Below are 15002 nucleotides of genomic sequence, written 5' to 3'. Positions count from 1 at the left end.
GGATGAAGCATAATATTGGTATTGATGTTGGCGGCACGAAAATTGAAGGAATCATTCTTTTTAATGATGTTATTGTTTATAAGAAAAGAATAAAAACTCAAGCTAATCTTGGATATAATAAAGTTTTGTCGAATATTTCAAAAATGTACTTTATGCTTATTGAATATATTGAGGCATCCGATCACACCCTAGGTATTGGAACACCTGGTTCTTTAATGAAAGATACAGGTGCGTTGAAAAATTGCAATGTTAGCGTAATGAATAATAAGAAAATAAAGATGGATATTGAATCTACTCTGAATCGTGAAGTTGTTATTGAAAATGATGCCAATTGTTTCGTTTTAGCTGAAGCAATTCACTCAGAACAATGGAAAACAACGACTATTTTTGGCGCAGTTCTTGGTACTGGATGCGGCGCAGGAATTGTTGTTAATGGAAAATTGATTGAGGGAAGAAACCAGCTTTCCGGAGAATGGGGACATATGTCTATCCATCAAAATGGATTAAAGTGTTACTGTGGAAGGAATGGATGTGCAGAACGATACATTAGCGGTAGAGGTGTCGAGGATATTTATGAAAGCATGACAGGAAAACGCATAAGTATGGAAATGATAATTGAAGGGTACCGCCAAGGAAAGGAATATGAAAAACAGGTAGTGGAGGATTTTCTTGACGATGTTAGCTTTTCTCTAGCTAACATTATATCCATAATTGATCCGCATTTGATCATAGTTGGAGGTGGTCTTTCATCAATTGATATCGTATTACAGCAACTTCCCGAAAGAGTTAGTTTAATGATTAATAGGCCTCAAAATATGTTCAATATTCAAACGGCACTTCTAGGTGATAGCGCTGGGTCTATAGGAGCAGCCATTCGCGGAGCTACCACTGAAATTGAGGAGTGATCTTACCCAGCAATAGTGGACACTAGTTTAAGTGTAATCCCCCCATTTTTAATCGCTCGCTTGAGTAGAGAGTCAAGCTGATTTTCGCAGCCTAGCCGGGGGAATCCCTCCAATCGCCGTATTCGGTCGTTCGTTGTTGTACTGCCACAGCCACTGAGTCGCCAGCAACTGAGCATGACCAATGCTTTCCAACTGATGCAAGTGCAGCCATTCATGCCATGCGGTCCGATTGAAGCGCTCGATGTAGGCATTATGAGTGGGTTTGCCGGGCTGGATATAGATGTAAACGCGCCATAAACCCCATCTACCCATACTCACATGGGCTGATCACACTGACGGTCTCTTTGATTTTGGAGATCATCATGAGCCGCGAACTCAATCCCACTCAAGCGTTTTGGTTAGGCCACTTGTCTTATGCCGCCGCGTTGCAGATGCCGTTAAGCGCGTATGCCAACACGCAAACCGTCACGTTAGTCGATCTGATGGCGTGGGAAAAACGGTTAAGCGTGCAAGGCTTCCCCGTGCCACCGCGTTGTCGTCCCGCCCGGTTTGTCGCGGTGGAGGTCATCGCATGATTCGGCCAGACACTGATCTACAGGTATATCTGTGCCGAGAGCCCGTGGATATGCGTAAGCAAATCGATGGCTTGGCGCTGCTGGTTCAGGAAGCCATGGCCCTGAACCCATTTGATCACGCGCTGTTCGTGTTCGGTAATCGTCAACGCGATGAAAGTGAAGCTGCTGTTCTGGGAACGTAATGGCTTTGTGGTGTGGTACAAGCGCCTAGAGCGTGAGCGTTTCAAATGGCCAACGCATCTGACGGATGAGACCGTGACGTTAACCGGGCAAGAGCTTAACTGGTTGCTGGATGGCTATAACCTAAAGGCTATGCAGCCTCACAAAGCGTTGAATTTTCAGTGCGTTGGTTAACCCTCTCGCTCCTGTTTTAGCGACATTTTTGGTACACTACACGGTATGAAAAACGCCGCGCCTTCCTCTCCGACCGTTACCCAGCTTGAGCGCAAGTTGGCTGCTGCTGACGCTGAAAATGCGCGGCTATTGGCGTTGATGGAGAAAAAGGAAGCCCAGTGGGAAGCCACCAAACAATCGCTATTCGAACAGTTCCGGTTGGCTCTGGAGCGGCAGTTCGGCCCCTCTACCGAAAAGTACCGTGTTGAACAGCGCGATCTGCTGATCAATGAAGCAGAAGTGGCGGTTGACGAGGAAGACAACAGCGATGGATCGGAGTGCGACGCCGTCGCCGATGACGCGACGAGCGAGACCGCCACACCTGCCAAGCGTCGCACGCGCGGTGGGCGTGTGGCGCTACCGCCAGAACTCCCGCGTGTCGAGGTCCTCCATGAACTGCCCGACAATGCGCGCCACTGCTGTGATGACGGCACCCCGCTAAAGGTCATCGGCGAAGAGGTCAGCGAGGGGTTGCATGTGGTGCCCGCACGCGTCGAGGTCATCCGTCATGTGCGACACAAATATGCCTGCCCGCAGTGCGAAGAGGGCGTCACGGTCGCCCCGGCACCGGCCAAGCTGCTACCCAAGAGCAATGCCAGCGCTACGCTTCTCGCCTATATCGCGACCGCCAAGTACCAGGACGCGCTACCGCTGTATCGGCAACACCAGATCTTTGCCCGCCATGGCGCCGAGATCCCCCGCAACACCCTGGCACGCTGGATGGTGCAGGCAGGAGAACAGGTCACTTCACTGATCAACACGTTGCGCCAACACCTCTTGAAGGCTCCGCTGATCCACATGGATGAGACGCCGCTTCAGGTCAATCAAGAAACCGACCGTCCGGCCAGCGCCCCTTCGAACATGTGGGTGCAGCGCGGTGGCCCGCCGGGCCAACAGGTGGTCTTGTTCGATTATGACGCCAGCCGTGCCGGACGTGTACCCATGCAATTACTGGGCGGCTATGCGGGTCGCCTGGTCACCGATGGCTATGAAGGCTACGCCGAGGTGGTACGCCGTAACGGGATCACCCATGCGGGCTGCTGGGCCCATGCGCGGCGCAAGTTCGTCGAGGCCCAAAAGGTGCAGCCCAAAGGTAAGACCGGCAAGGCGGACTGGGCGCTCAACCAGATCCGTAAGCTGTATGGCGTGGAAAAACAGGCGAAGGCGCTTGAGCCCAAGGCGCGTCGCACGCTGCGTGAAGAGAAGAGTCAGCCTCTCATCGCGCAACTGCGCACCTGGCTCGACAAGTCACTGCCCCAGGTGCTGCCCAAAAGCGCGCTGGGTAAAGCGCTGCACTACCTGGATCACCAGTGGCCCCGTCTGATCCGGTTCCTCGACGATGGCCTGATCCCGCTGGACAATAACCCGGCAGAGAATGCCATCCGCCCGTTCGTGGTGGGACGAAAAAACTGGCTGTTCAGCCACACCCCAAGCGGTGCTCAGGCCAGCGCGGCGATCTACAGCCTGATCGAAACCGCCAAAGCCAATGGCCTGTCGCCCTACGACTACTTACAGCATGTCTTTGTGACGCTGCCTACCCTCCATCATGATGACCTCGGCACGCTACTGCCCTGGCAGTGGAAAGAGACATTACCGATCTAAGCGAAGCCGAAATAGATGGGGTTAATGGATCGTTTACACTGATCCCGTGACGAATGAGCATCGATGCATTGAATACGATGGCGGCCTGATGATTAACTAGCGCGGCGTTACTCCGCTTGGGTCAAATACAGCTTTACCTCAAGTTAGCTTAAGGTTCTAAGCTTAGGGGGCCTGACTTACTCAAGGAGAAAACCATGCATCTCTATCGCGTAATTACCATGGAAAACTGGCAGAAGGCTCAATCCCAAGGTTACGTGCCACGCTGCGGAAATGATCATAATGCGGATTGCGTTCATCTGAACGTCCATAAAGCCGTCGTCTTCTCTGCCAACCGATACTTCACACCCGAAGAAGCACCCGTTGTCATCGAAGTGGATATCACAAGCTTCAAAGATAAGATCGAATGGCTAAAGCCTACGGAAGATCAGCCTTGGCAGAAGCCTAGAGCACATATTGACCATATTCCGCTATCAGCAGTTATATCGATGCATGCCCTTGAGTACCGAGGGGAAGCTTTTGTCTGGTAACTAGGTATGGCCCCGAGAAGTAGTGGACAGAGTCTTGATTGAATCTCTCGGACCATACACCTAGTCCTTCAACTCCCAGATATACATGAGCTGATTTTTCTAACCGAAAATAGAAGATGACCTAAACATTTGGGTTAAGTAGAATACCACTCTACACGCTTTCTTATTTCAGGCGACAATGAACTTATATCTTTTTTAAACCTAATATCACTTTCGCTAACATATTCAATATGGTCATATATCTCATTAATTTCATCGGCAGAAAAACCATATCTTAATAGCATTATAGTTTTTTTATCATCAGTACTATATTTAAAATAATTCACAACATCTTCTGCCCTATCATCTTTAGTTAACATATAATAGTTCTCAAATGCAGTTACAAAAACATTAGATAAAGAAAATGAAATTACTTGGTCAACATAATCATATGTATCGAATACAACCAAATCATAGCTAGCTGACCTTAAATCCAAATTACTAGAAAAAAGCGTATAAGCTCTTTTAAGATTTATATTTGGCAATTTATTAGCAGGCTGCAAAAAACCAAACGTATACTTGCTTCCTGAAGAATTAAGTACATTTTTATACCTAATAGAAACAACTTCTTTAAATGACTTGCCAGCCATGAAAAGAAACAAAATTGAGAAAGCCGTCCTGAATACTACTACTTCACCTTCAAATAAATTTCTATTGAGATACAACTCATATACATTAAGAAATAGCTTTTTTAGCAAACCCCTCTTTTTCGAATTAAGCTCACCCTCCAAAGACTCTTTAAAGTTTTCCTTTTCGAAAAGTAGGTCAATTATTTTTCTTATGTCGTTAAAAGCCTCTGGAGAACTCAAGCGCTCTAATTTTACTGCGGGCATATCATATTCAGTCAAAAAACTTCCATCTCTAACTGACTCAATTAACTCCTTCTCATCCTGAAGCATTGTTCCTATGTAGCTATCGTCATCAAAATCAACACTATTTATAATCGATTCATTATCTAACTGATAATCTTTTTTAATTTTATTTGAAAACCATTTTGCATTTTTAGTATAAACATAGCCAAAATCGTATTCACCCCCTACTGTTAGCCTGCCTGACCTGCCGATTAAATTCTTAAAAGCCAAGGTTTGTGATTTCTCATCACCAAAAAATCTATTATTATCAAGCCAAAGTATATCGAAAGGCATATTTACACCTTGTGCTAAGGTGCTAGTTGCAAAACAAAGTGAAGAAAAACCCTTTCTAATGAACTCTTCTAATAACAATCTCACCTCTAGCGGTATCGATCCATGATGTATCACAACACCTTTAGTTAGTAAGAACACCATTTTGGAAAAATGATTGCTATCATTCGAGCCAATTTTATCTGCTATTAAACTTATTATTTCTAAAGCTTCAGAGTCAGTAATTGATGGCAGCTTCACAATGTGATTAGAGAAGCCTTTCACAAACTTCCCACTATAAATAGAAGCCTTCGAAACATAAACTAAAACTGTCAAGGTATTAGAGAACGCAAACTCTTCAAATCCATTTTCAAACTCCAAGCAATTTTTTATCTTATGTCCGTCATCAACATAAGGAGAAAAAAAGTAATCTTTACCATTTGTAGCATGTTTATGTATGAAAACTTTTCCTACAGCATGCTGTTTATAAGATCGATGAAAGTTTTCGTGCGATTTTAATTGATGCTTTTCAAACTGAGCTTCTGGATTATCCACGAATGGATGTGCAAATACTATTTTTGAGTTAAAAAACTCACTAGCAACCTTTCTGACTGCTAAATCAAATATTACACCACGACTCTTTTCTTCAGATATTTGTGCTTCATCAAAAAAGAAAATAGAAACGCTGAGCTTATCTTTTAGTTTAAAAAGATCACTTAATCGCTCAGGAGTTAGAATATATATGCGTCGCATCTTCCTTGATGAAAAGACAAAGTCAGCAAATGGCATTACCATTATGTTTTTATTTTCTTTAAAAATATCCTTAACAGACTTTATATATTCTGCTATCAACGCACGTGAGGGCACAACGATTACAGCATCATCATGCGTATCAAAAATATACTCTCGTATGGAATATGACTTTCCAGAACTAGTTGGCGCCGATATTGAAGTGTATTTATTTTCACTAACCGCCATTCTAATACTAGCTTGAACCGGCGTTAATTTTTTACCAAATTTTTCTTTACCCGTATTACCTAAACCAGACATTAAAAATGAAAACAATGACGACGGAGTATCAACTTTATAAAAAAGTCCTAAAGTAACTAACAATTGTTCTTCGAAGAAAAGAAACTCTCTTGGATGAAATATTTTAAAATAAGCCAAACTTTCTAATAGCGAAGGATCTTCTGGCCCTTTTTCATGAATTTCTAGAACTAATTCTGAAATATCATCCTTTGGATTCACGGATTCTTTTATTTTCTTTATTTTATTCATATTCTACACCTACACCAACCATATATATCTTTTCTAAACTATCAACTTCTATTTTTTCCTCAATTAAATCGATAGCGTTTTCAAATATTTTTGAAGCATTTTCTGAATTTATTGAAAAGGCTATAATAGCGCCATATTGATCATTATCTAAATTATTAATGGCAACTTCATCTACCAAACTTATTAAATGCACTCTATCTCTAAAATGCTTTTCCTCATGAAAAAAACGTTTTGTTTGGGATAGAGATTTCCCGTGAGGATTGCTTGAAAGTGAGTACTTTGCCTCACCGTAATTAATAAAATTTAATTTACATACTGTATGAAAATCAAAACCTTCATTTTGTTTTAATTGAGGTTTCCACAATTCAGCAATTGGTAAGGAAATATGCTCAAAAAGAGATGCTAAGGTTTGTGATGCTCCTATAGAGACTAGCACTTCACCAAACTCTTCATTTATTATTCCATTATTTATTCCTGTGGATTTAAATATTTCAACTAACGCAGCAGCAGTTTCTTTGGAAGTCCTCTCATATGCTCTTTTAGTTCCTTTATCGAGATTAGATATCCATGAAAAATCAATAACTGACTCTGCTAGCTTTTCAGCTACTAAATTTAAGTCAGACACACTAACAAAACATCCTAAGATTTTATCTTTATAATTTTCAAACACAACTTCTCTACAACTTATACCCCACTTATCTAGCAGGACAACTCTTTCATCAATAAAAACGTTTCCTGACATACTTATATCCATCAAATTAATTATAACAGCTAGATCTATATATATAACGCCAACCAACCCTAAAACCTAAGAATTAGTAGATATATAAATAAACTAACTTTTATTGTGTTTGTTTTCAATAGAAATTAAAAAACCCTCACAAGGAGGGTTTTAAAGTTCATATTAAGCGAAATTTAAAAGTCACTCCCACTCAATCGTAGCCGGCGGCTTACTGGAAACATCATAAGTCACCCGCGAAACCCCCGCTAACTCATTGATGATGCGGTTAGACACCTTCTCCAGCAGCTCATAGGGCAGGTGCGCCCAGCGGGCGGTCATGAAGTCGATGGTTTCTACCGCACGCAGGGCGATGACCCATTCGTAGCGGCGGCCGTCGCCGACGACGCCTACTGATTTCACCGGCAGGAAGACGGCGAAGGCTTGGCTGGTTTTTTCGTACCAGCCGGAGGCGCGCAGCTCTTCGATGAAGATGGCGTCGGCGTCGCGGAGGATGTCGGCGTACTCTTTCTTTACTTCGCCGAGGATACGCACGCCCAAACCCGGCCCCGGGAAGGGGTGGCGGTAGACCATATCGTAGGGCAGACCAAGCTCCAGGCCGAGTTTACGCACTTCGTCCTTGAACAGCTCGCGCAGCGGCTCGACCAGCTTGAGCTTCATGGTTTCCGGAAGCCCGCCCACGTTGTGGTGGGATTTGATCACGTGCGCCTTGCCGGTCTTGGCGGCGGCGGATTCGATCACGTCCGGGTAGATGGTGCCTTGGGCGAGGAACTCGACGCCGTCGATCTTGCTGGCCTCTTCATCGAATACGTCGATGAAGGTGTTGCCGATGATCTTACGCTTGGCTTCGGGGTCGTTTTCGCCTTTCAGCTTGTTCAAGAACAGCTCTTCGGCGTCGGCGCGGATTACCTTTACGCCCATGTGCTTGGCGAAGGTTTCCATGACCTGGTCGCCTTCGTCCTTACGCAGCAGGCCGTTATCGACGAACACGCAGGTGAGCTGGTCGCCTATCGCCTTGTGCAAAAGCGCGGCCACAACGGAAGAGTCCACGCCGCCGGAGAGGCCGAGCAGTACGTGGCGGTCGCCTACCTGCTCGCGCACGCGGGCGACTTGGTCTTCGATGATTTGGGCAGGCGTCCACCGCTTTTCGGCTTTACAGATATCCAGCACGAAGTGCTCGAGGATACGTTGGCCTTGCAGGGTGTGGGTCACTTCCGGGTGGAACTGAACGCCATAGAACTGCTTCTCTTCCCACGCCATGGCGGCGATGGGGCAGCTCGGGGTAGAGGCGGTCACGGTGAAGGTGGCGGGTGCCTGGGCGACTTTATCGCCGTGGCTCATCCACACGTCCAGCAACGCCTTGCCGCTTTGCGCGTCTACGTGATCCTTGATGCCGTTGAACAGGGCGTTGTCGGCGTCGATCTGAATCTGGGCGTAGCCGAACTCGCGCTTGTTGGAGCCTTCCACCTTGCCGCCGAGCTGCTCGGCCATGGTCTGCATGCCGTAGCAGATGCCGAACACGGGCAAGCCCATCTCGAACACGCACGCAGGCGCGCGGGGGGAGTCGAGCTCGGTGACGGACTCCGGCCCACCGGCCAGGATGATGCCGTTGGGGTTGTACTCGCGAATCTCTTCTTCGGTGATGTCGAAGGCGCGAATCTCGGAGAACACGCCGATCTCGCGCACCCGGCGGGCGATCAGCTGGGTGTACTGGGAGCCGAAGTCGAGAATCAGGATCTTGTGGGCGTGAATGTCACTCATCGTGAAGCCTCTATAACGCGGAATCGCCGCATTGGCTAAAAAGCAAGCGGCGGGGCCATGCCCGCCGCCTTGATCGTGTTACCGAGCCGGATCAGCTCACCCGATAGTTGGGCGCTTCCTTGGTGATCTGCACGTCGTGTACGTGCGACTCATTGAACCCGGCGCCGGTGATCTGGACGAACTCGGGCTTGGTGCGCATCTCTTGAATGTCGCGGCAGCCGGTGTAGCCCATGGAGGCGCGCAGGCCGCCCATCATCTGGTGAACGATGGCGCTCATTAGCCCCTTGTAGGGCACGCGGCCTTCGATGCCTTCAGGCACCAGCTTCTCGGCACCGGCGTCCTTGTCTTGGAAGTAGCGGTCAGCGCTGCCCTGGCTCTGCGCCATGGCGCCCATGGAGCCCATGCCGCGGTAGGCCTTGTAGGTACGGCCTTGGAAGAGTTCGACCTCACCCGGCGCTTCTTCGGTACCGGCCAGCAAGCCGCCTACCATCACCGCACTGGCACCGGCGGCAATCGCCTTGGCCAGGTCGCCAGAGAAGCGCACGCCGCCATCGGCGATCAAGGGAATATCGTACTCCTTGAGCGCGGCGGCCACGTTGGAAACGGCAGTGATTTGCGGCACGCCCACACCGGCGACGATACGCGTGGTGCAGATGGAGCCGGGGCCGATGCCTACTTTCACGGCGTCGGCGCCCGCTTCGGCCAGCGCCTTGGCGGCGGCGGCAGTGGCGATGTTACCGCCGATGACCTGCACCTCGGGGTAGCGCTCCTTGACCCAGCGCACGCGCTCGATGACGCCATGCGAGTGGCCGTGGGCGGTATCGACGATGATCACATCTACGCCTGCCTCGACCAGCGCGGCAACGCGGTCCGGGGTTTCCGGGCCGGTGCCTACGGCGGCGCCTACCAGCAGGCGGCCGTCGCTATCTTTGGCGGCGTTGGGGTAGGTGCGAGCTTTTTCGATGTCTTGGAAGGTGACCAGGCCGCGCAGGTGGAAGGCGTCGTCGACGATCAACATCTTCTCGACGCGGTGCTCCTGCATCTTGGCCTTGATCTCGTCGAGTTTGGTGCCTTCGGCCACGGTGACCAGGCGCTCACGCGGGGTCATGATGGCTTCGACGCTATCGCTGGCGCTGGGCTGGAAGCGCATGTCACGCTCGGTGACGATGCCCACGAGCTTTTCACCTTCCACCACCGGGAAGCCAGAGAAGCCGTTCTCACGCGCCATGGCGAGCAGGTCGGCGAGCTTGGCCTTGGGCCCGACGGTGACCGGGTCTTTGACGATCACGCTCTCGTGCTTTTTGACCTTGCGCACCTCGGCGGCCTGCTGCGCCATGGTCATGTTCTTATGAATGATGCCGATACCGCCTTCCTGCGCCATAGCAATGGCCAGGCGGGCTTCGGTAACGGTATCCATGGCGGCAGAGACGAGCGGGATGTTGAGGGAGAGGTCACGGGTCAGGCGGGTTTTCAGGCTGACGTCCTTAGGCAGGACATCGGAGAAGCCGGGAACGAGTAATACGTCATCGAACGTAAGCGCTTCTTGGGCCATACGTAGCATAGCGGCAACACCCAGGTTGAAGATTGGCGAGGATGGGGCGTGAAAAGGTAATCGCCTATTGTACCGTTTTGGGGGGCATGGCAGCAATGTGGGCGATGACACCTTGGTGGAGTATGGGGGCATGATGGCCTCCGGCGCGTTACTCCGAGCTTGGCAGTAATGAGCGGTTCGCCTCGACCAGCTCCATTAGGACATCGATGAAGCCGCGCGCCGCTGGCGTAAGCTCTCGACGGCGCGACGTGAGTACCCCGATATCGCGGTAGAGCCTTTCTCTGATGGGAATCAGGCACACATCGTCGCGGCGAAACATCAGCTTTAGCGACGAAGGCAAGGCGCTGACACCGATGTTGTTCGCCACCATACCCAAAATGGTCGATTGATATCCCGCCACCTGGACCGGTTCCATGGGCTTTCCGGTGATCGCAAAGCCCTGCTCGGTGAGCCCGCGCATGCTGGTACGTGGCTTCATGGCGATGAACGGCCACTCCACGATCTGGTGCCAGCTCACCTCCTCCTCCCCGGCCAACGGGTGATCAGGTGCGCATACGAAATAGAGATAATCTTTATAGATAGGGTGAAAGTTGACGTCGTCCAGGTTGGATGGCGCGACGCTGACACCAAAATCGACGTCGCCTGCCATCACCTGCTGGTAGATCGGCTCATCGCTCTCCTCCAGATATTCGAGCCCGATGTTGGGATAGCGTGCTTGAAAAGCCGCCATGGCAGCGGGAATTAGGCTACCGCCTACGGTCAAAAGCGCGGCGAAACTGATTTGCCCCTGCTGACCCTTGGCAAAGGCGCGCATGTTCTGCATGCCTCTTTCCAACCGCGACAGCACACGCTCTGCCACTGGCAAGAACTCACGCCCTGCCACGGAAAGGCTCACTCGGCGCGTGGTGCGCTCGAAGAGCCTTACCCCTAGCGTTTGTTCGAGCTGGCGCACCAGTTGGCTCAGCGATGGCTGGGAAAGATGAAGCTTTTCAGCTGCTTCGGTAAAGCTGCCCATATCGGCCACGGCAATGATGGCCTCCAACTGACGAGCGGTCACGTTATTCATTGGATATCCAAATCAATCCATCTCTTATTCAAATTTATTCAATCAATCCTCAAGCGTACTCTACTTAGGTCCTATATCCTACCGAGGTGGTGGCATGCTCAAGCAAGTAATCGATCTTCATGAAATCCTGGATACCCCTTCCGCATCGGGCGAAGCGGTAAAAGCGTACCTGGTGGCGTGCGGCGCAGCGCCGGAAAGCATTCGCATCAAGCGCGTCTCCTCTGACAAGGGCGCGAGTGATTTCATGCATATCACCGTTGCGGGTCACAGCGGCAAACAGGCGGGCAAGCAGGCCCCCACCCTTGGGGTCATCGGCCGTTTGGGCGGCATTGGTGCCAGGCCCGACATCACTGGCTTCGTCTCTGACGGCGATGGTGCCCTGGCCGCCCTGGCCGCTGCCGCCAAATTGATCGGTATGGCTACCCAAGGTGACCGTTTGGCCGGTGACGTCATCATCACCACGCATATCTGCCCCGATGCACCGACCCGCGAGCATCACCCGGTTCCCTTCATGGATTCACCGATCAGCTTCGAGGATACCTGGGAGCACGAGATCGATAAGGCCATGGACGCTATCGTGTCGATCGACACTACCAAGGGCAATCGTGTGATCAACCTGCGCGGCGTTTCGATGTCCCCCACGGTCAAGCAAGGCTACATCCTACGCACCAGCGAAGACCTGATGGATGTCATGAGCCGCGTTACGGGGCGTTTGCCGCACGTATTTGCGCTGACCCAACAGGACATCACCCCCTACGGCAACGGCCTACATCACTTGAACAGTATTCTTCAGCCTGCCGTTGCCACCTCGGCGCCGGTGGTCGGCGTGGCGCTGGCGGCCGAGACGGCCGTAGCAGGCTGCGCGACGGGAGCAAGCCACGAGGTGGATATCGAGCAGGCTGCGCGCTTTGCCGTCGAAGTGGCAAAGGATTTCACGGCGGGTATTTGCCAGTTCTACGATGCCGAAGAGTTCGAGCGGATCATCGCGCTCTACGGTGAGCATACCCACTTCCAGAGCGGCGGTGCCCGCCAATGAGCACACAACGCTCACGCTTGGGGATCGTGACCATCGGCCAGGCGCCGCGTACGGATCTGCACGAGGATCTTGGCGAGTTGCTGGCACCCTCTATCGATGTCGTCGAGCGTGGTGCGCTCGACGGACTGACACTCGAAGAGATCGAGCTCCGCTATCCGGTAGGGGAGCAATCGCACGTACTGGTGTCACGCATGCGCGATGGCCGCCAAGTCACCATCGCCGAGCCGGACCTTGAGCCACTCCTGGATGGCGCCATTCGCTCGATGGCCGCAAGCGGCAGCGTCGACGCGTTGTTGGTGCTGTGCACTGGCGATTTGCCCGACTACCGCGACCTGGGCATTCCCGTGCTGTCACCCAAGCGCCTGGTTCGCCACGGCCTGCAGGCGCTTTTCCCCGAAGGACGGCTTCTGGTCATGAGCCCAGAAGCGCGTCAGATGAACGCTGCCAAGGCGCGTTGGGAAGAGGCGGGCTTTCATGTCGACACCCTTTGCGCCTCGCCTTATGGCGAAGACACGGAGCTGGAACGCGCCGCTAGCGAGGCAGCAGCGCTTCAAGGCGACCTGCTCTACCTGGACTGCATGGGTTACACCCTGGCACAGCGCGGGCGCATCGCCGCGTTATCCGGTCATCAAACGCTGACGCCGCGCCAGTTGGTGTTCAGCGCGGCGAACCTGCTGCTCGGCTGAGCGAGCAGCTACTTATAACAACCTACCGTCATACAGGAAAACCACCATGAATGACCAAGCTTCGGCGGCTGCCGACAGCGAGGCGTCTGCGCCGCGCCGACACCCGCGCTTCTTCTCCCCCGGGCAGATGCTGACCAACGTCGTCGTTTGCGTTCTAGGCGCCATCATCGGCCTTGAGTTGATCACGCGAGTGGGCATTACGCCCAACACCTCGATCATCGGCGCCTTGATCGCGATTCTGCTTTCCTACATTCCGCTTAAACTCTTTCGCAGCTACGACTCGCTCGAGCGCCAGACGCTGGTGCAAACCACCATCTCCGGGGCCACCTTCTCGGCCGCCAACGGTTTGCTGCTGCCACTGGCGATTCCGTTTCTGATGGGCGAGACGCAAATGCTCATTCCCATGCTCATTGGCGCTGCTTTGGCAGTCATCACCGACGCCTCGATTCTGTACTTCTCTTTCGATAGCAAGGTATTTACCGCCCGAGCGGCCTGGCCTCCAGGGCTTGCTACCGCCGAGGCGCTCAAGGCCGCTGCCAACAAAGGCCGCAATGCGCTGCTCTTGTTGGCGGGGATCGTGGGTGGTGCGACAGGCAAGGCGTTCGGTATTCCCGCCGAAATGTTCGGTATTGCCTGGATCGCCAACGTCTTTGCCATGTGTGCCTTGGGGCTTGGCTTGATACTGCGCGGCTACTCCGAGCAGATCTTCGGCTTCGATATCAGCACCGCTTACATTCCTCACGGCATCATGATCGGTGCGGGGCTGGTGGCCTTGGTACAAATCATCCTGCTGATGCGTCGCGACCGTCAGGAAAAGGAAGCCAACCATGAGTCCACCCAGCGCCCAACGCGCTCGGCCCTGCAGATGCGCGTGGCGCTATTGAGCGGCTTCAGCGTTTATTTGATCGTGGCCCTGGTGTTGGCGCTGGGTACCGGCATTTATACCGGGATGTCATTGGGCATGCTCATCGGCTGGCTGGTGTTCGCCGCCCTGGCTGCCATGGCGTCCGAGCTCATCGTGGGTATCGCGGCGATGCATTCGGGCTGGTTCCCCTCCTTTGCGACAGCACTAATTGCACTGGTCATCGGCATGCTGATTGGCTTCCCCAGCACCGCGCTTGGTGTGCTGGTGGCGTTCACCGTCGCCACCGGCCCCGCCTTTGCCGATATGGCCTACGACCTAAAAGCAGGCTGGACGATTCGCGGCGAAGGCCAGGACCGCGCGTACGAGCTCGATGGCCGCCGCCAGCAATATTTCGCCGAGCTTTTCAGTTTCGGCGTGGCCATCGTGATCGTAGCGTTGGCCTTTAGAGCCTATTTCGACGCGGATCTGGTGCCCCCGGTAGCGCGGGTCTACGTCGCTACCATCGATGCAGGCGCCAGCATGGACGTCGCCCGGCAACTGCTCATCTGGTCCGTGGTAGGCGCACTCATTCAAGCAGTGGGCGGCATGTCGCGCCAGATAGGCGTACTTCTAGCCACTGGGCTTTTGATCACCTCTCCCGTTGCTGGCATCGTGATCTACATTGCGCTGCTGATCCGTTGGCTGGTGGTAAAACGCTTTGGGCCTCAGGGTGGACATAAGCTCTATATTCTGGGTGCAGGCTTCATCACGGGCTCGGCGCTTTACAGTTTCTTCTCTTCGACACTCAAGCTAGGGTCTCGATAGCACCTCTGAATTCGCTGGAATAGCACTAGGGCACGTCTTCGGCAGTGCCCTTT

General features: G+C 51.9%; 14 protein-coding genes and 1 pseudogene. 9 read left to right on the top strand and 6 right to left on the bottom strand.

The window, feature by feature from the left end; genetic code table 11:
- Positions 1-2: 2 nt before the first annotated feature.
- Positions 3-905 (top strand): ROK family protein, encoded by a 903-nt coding sequence (locus tag LLY24_RS04030; protein ID WP_259034996.1) that lies wholly within the window; start codon positions 3-5, stop codon positions 903-905.
- Positions 906-977: 72 nt separating this feature from the next.
- Here the strand turns inward: LLY24_RS04030 and LLY24_RS04025 are convergent.
- Positions 978-1184: pseudogene (locus LLY24_RS04025) on the bottom strand (integrase core domain-containing protein); the annotation flags it as partial.
- An 83-nt stretch (positions 1185-1267) separates the two neighbouring features.
- Here LLY24_RS04025 and LLY24_RS04020 point away from each other — a divergent pair.
- From LLY24_RS04020 to LLY24_RS04000, 5 genes are all read left to right on the top strand, one after another.
- A complete protein-coding gene (locus tag LLY24_RS04020) occupies positions 1268-1480 on the top strand; it encodes a hypothetical protein (protein WP_259034995.1) in 213 nt (70 codons plus the stop codon).
- Positions 1477-1662, top strand: a complete 186-nt coding sequence (tnpB, locus tag LLY24_RS04015; protein WP_259034994.1) for an IS66 family insertion sequence element accessory protein TnpB — start codon at positions 1477-1479, stop codon at positions 1660-1662. The genes LLY24_RS04020 and tnpB (LLY24_RS04015) overlap by 4 nt, the downstream gene beginning before the upstream one ends.
- A complete protein-coding gene (tnpB, locus tag LLY24_RS04010) occupies positions 1637-1834 on the top strand; it encodes an IS66 family insertion sequence element accessory protein TnpB (RefSeq protein ID WP_259034993.1) in 198 nt (65 codons plus the stop codon). The genes tnpB (LLY24_RS04015) and tnpB (LLY24_RS04010) overlap by 26 nt, the downstream gene beginning before the upstream one ends.
- 45 nt (positions 1835-1879) lie before the next feature.
- Complete coding sequence (gene tnpC, locus LLY24_RS04005; RefSeq protein WP_259034992.1) at positions 1880-3475, top strand: IS66 family transposase; 1596 nt, start codon at positions 1880-1882, stop codon at positions 3473-3475.
- A gap of 194 nt (positions 3476-3669) precedes the next feature.
- Positions 3670-4002, top strand: a complete 333-nt coding sequence (locus tag LLY24_RS04000) for a DUF952 domain-containing protein (protein WP_259034991.1) — start codon at positions 3670-3672, stop codon at positions 4000-4002.
- Positions 4003-4136: 134 nt separating this feature from the next.
- Here LLY24_RS04000 and LLY24_RS03995 read toward each other — a convergent pair whose 3' ends face one another.
- The 5 genes from LLY24_RS03995 to LLY24_RS03975 all read right to left on the bottom strand — a co-directional run bounded on the left by LLY24_RS03995 (position 4137) and on the right by LLY24_RS03975 (position 11558).
- Positions 4137-6440: a DEAD/DEAH box helicase gene (locus tag LLY24_RS03995; protein ID WP_259034990.1), complete on the bottom strand. Its 2304-nt coding sequence runs from the start codon at positions 6438-6440 to the stop codon at positions 4137-4139.
- On the bottom strand, positions 6433-7182 hold the full coding sequence (locus LLY24_RS03990; protein ID WP_259034989.1) for a hypothetical protein: 750 nt from the start codon (positions 7180-7182) through the stop codon (positions 6433-6435). Before LLY24_RS03990 ends, LLY24_RS03995 begins: the two co-directional genes overlap by 8 nt.
- Before the next feature lie 180 nt (positions 7183-7362).
- Positions 7363-8940 (bottom strand): glutamine-hydrolyzing GMP synthase, encoded by a 1578-nt coding sequence (gene guaA, locus LLY24_RS03985; protein ID WP_259034988.1) that lies wholly within the window; start codon positions 8938-8940, stop codon positions 7363-7365.
- Positions 8941-9031: 91 nt separating this feature from the next.
- A complete protein-coding gene (gene guaB, locus LLY24_RS03980; protein ID WP_259034987.1) occupies positions 9032-10501 on the bottom strand; it encodes an IMP dehydrogenase in 1470 nt (489 codons plus the stop codon).
- Positions 10502-10640: 139 nt separating this feature from the next.
- Positions 10641-11558 carry a LysR family transcriptional regulator gene (locus LLY24_RS03975; protein ID WP_259034986.1) on the bottom strand — a complete coding sequence of 306 codons (918 nt, stop codon included), beginning with the start codon at positions 11556-11558 and terminating at the stop codon, positions 10641-10643.
- A 94-nt stretch (positions 11559-11652) separates the two neighbouring features.
- Here LLY24_RS03975 and LLY24_RS03970 point away from each other — a divergent pair, with 94 nt between their 5' ends.
- Genes LLY24_RS03970 through LLY24_RS03960 form a run of 3 tightly spaced genes read left to right on the top strand, consistent with a single transcriptional unit; the run spans position 11653 to position 14949 of the window.
- Complete coding sequence (locus LLY24_RS03970; RefSeq protein WP_259034985.1) at positions 11653-12594, top strand: DUF1177 domain-containing protein; 942 nt, start codon at positions 11653-11655, stop codon at positions 12592-12594.
- Complete coding sequence (locus tag LLY24_RS03965; protein WP_259034984.1) at positions 12591-13280, top strand: AroM family protein; 690 nt, start codon at positions 12591-12593, stop codon at positions 13278-13280. Before LLY24_RS03970 ends, LLY24_RS03965 begins: the two co-directional genes overlap by 4 nt.
- Before the next feature lie 46 nt (positions 13281-13326).
- On the top strand, positions 13327-14949 hold the full coding sequence (locus LLY24_RS03960; protein WP_259034983.1) for an OPT/YSL family transporter: 1623 nt from the start codon (positions 13327-13329) through the stop codon (positions 14947-14949).
- Positions 14950-15002: the final 53 nt, after the last annotated feature.

This window comes from Halomonas dongshanensis (assembly GCF_024790395.1).
Taxonomy (GTDB): domain Bacteria; phylum Pseudomonadota; class Gammaproteobacteria; order Pseudomonadales; family Halomonadaceae; genus Vreelandella; species Vreelandella dongshanensis.
This window is presented reverse-complemented; position numbering and strand designations above follow the sequence as displayed.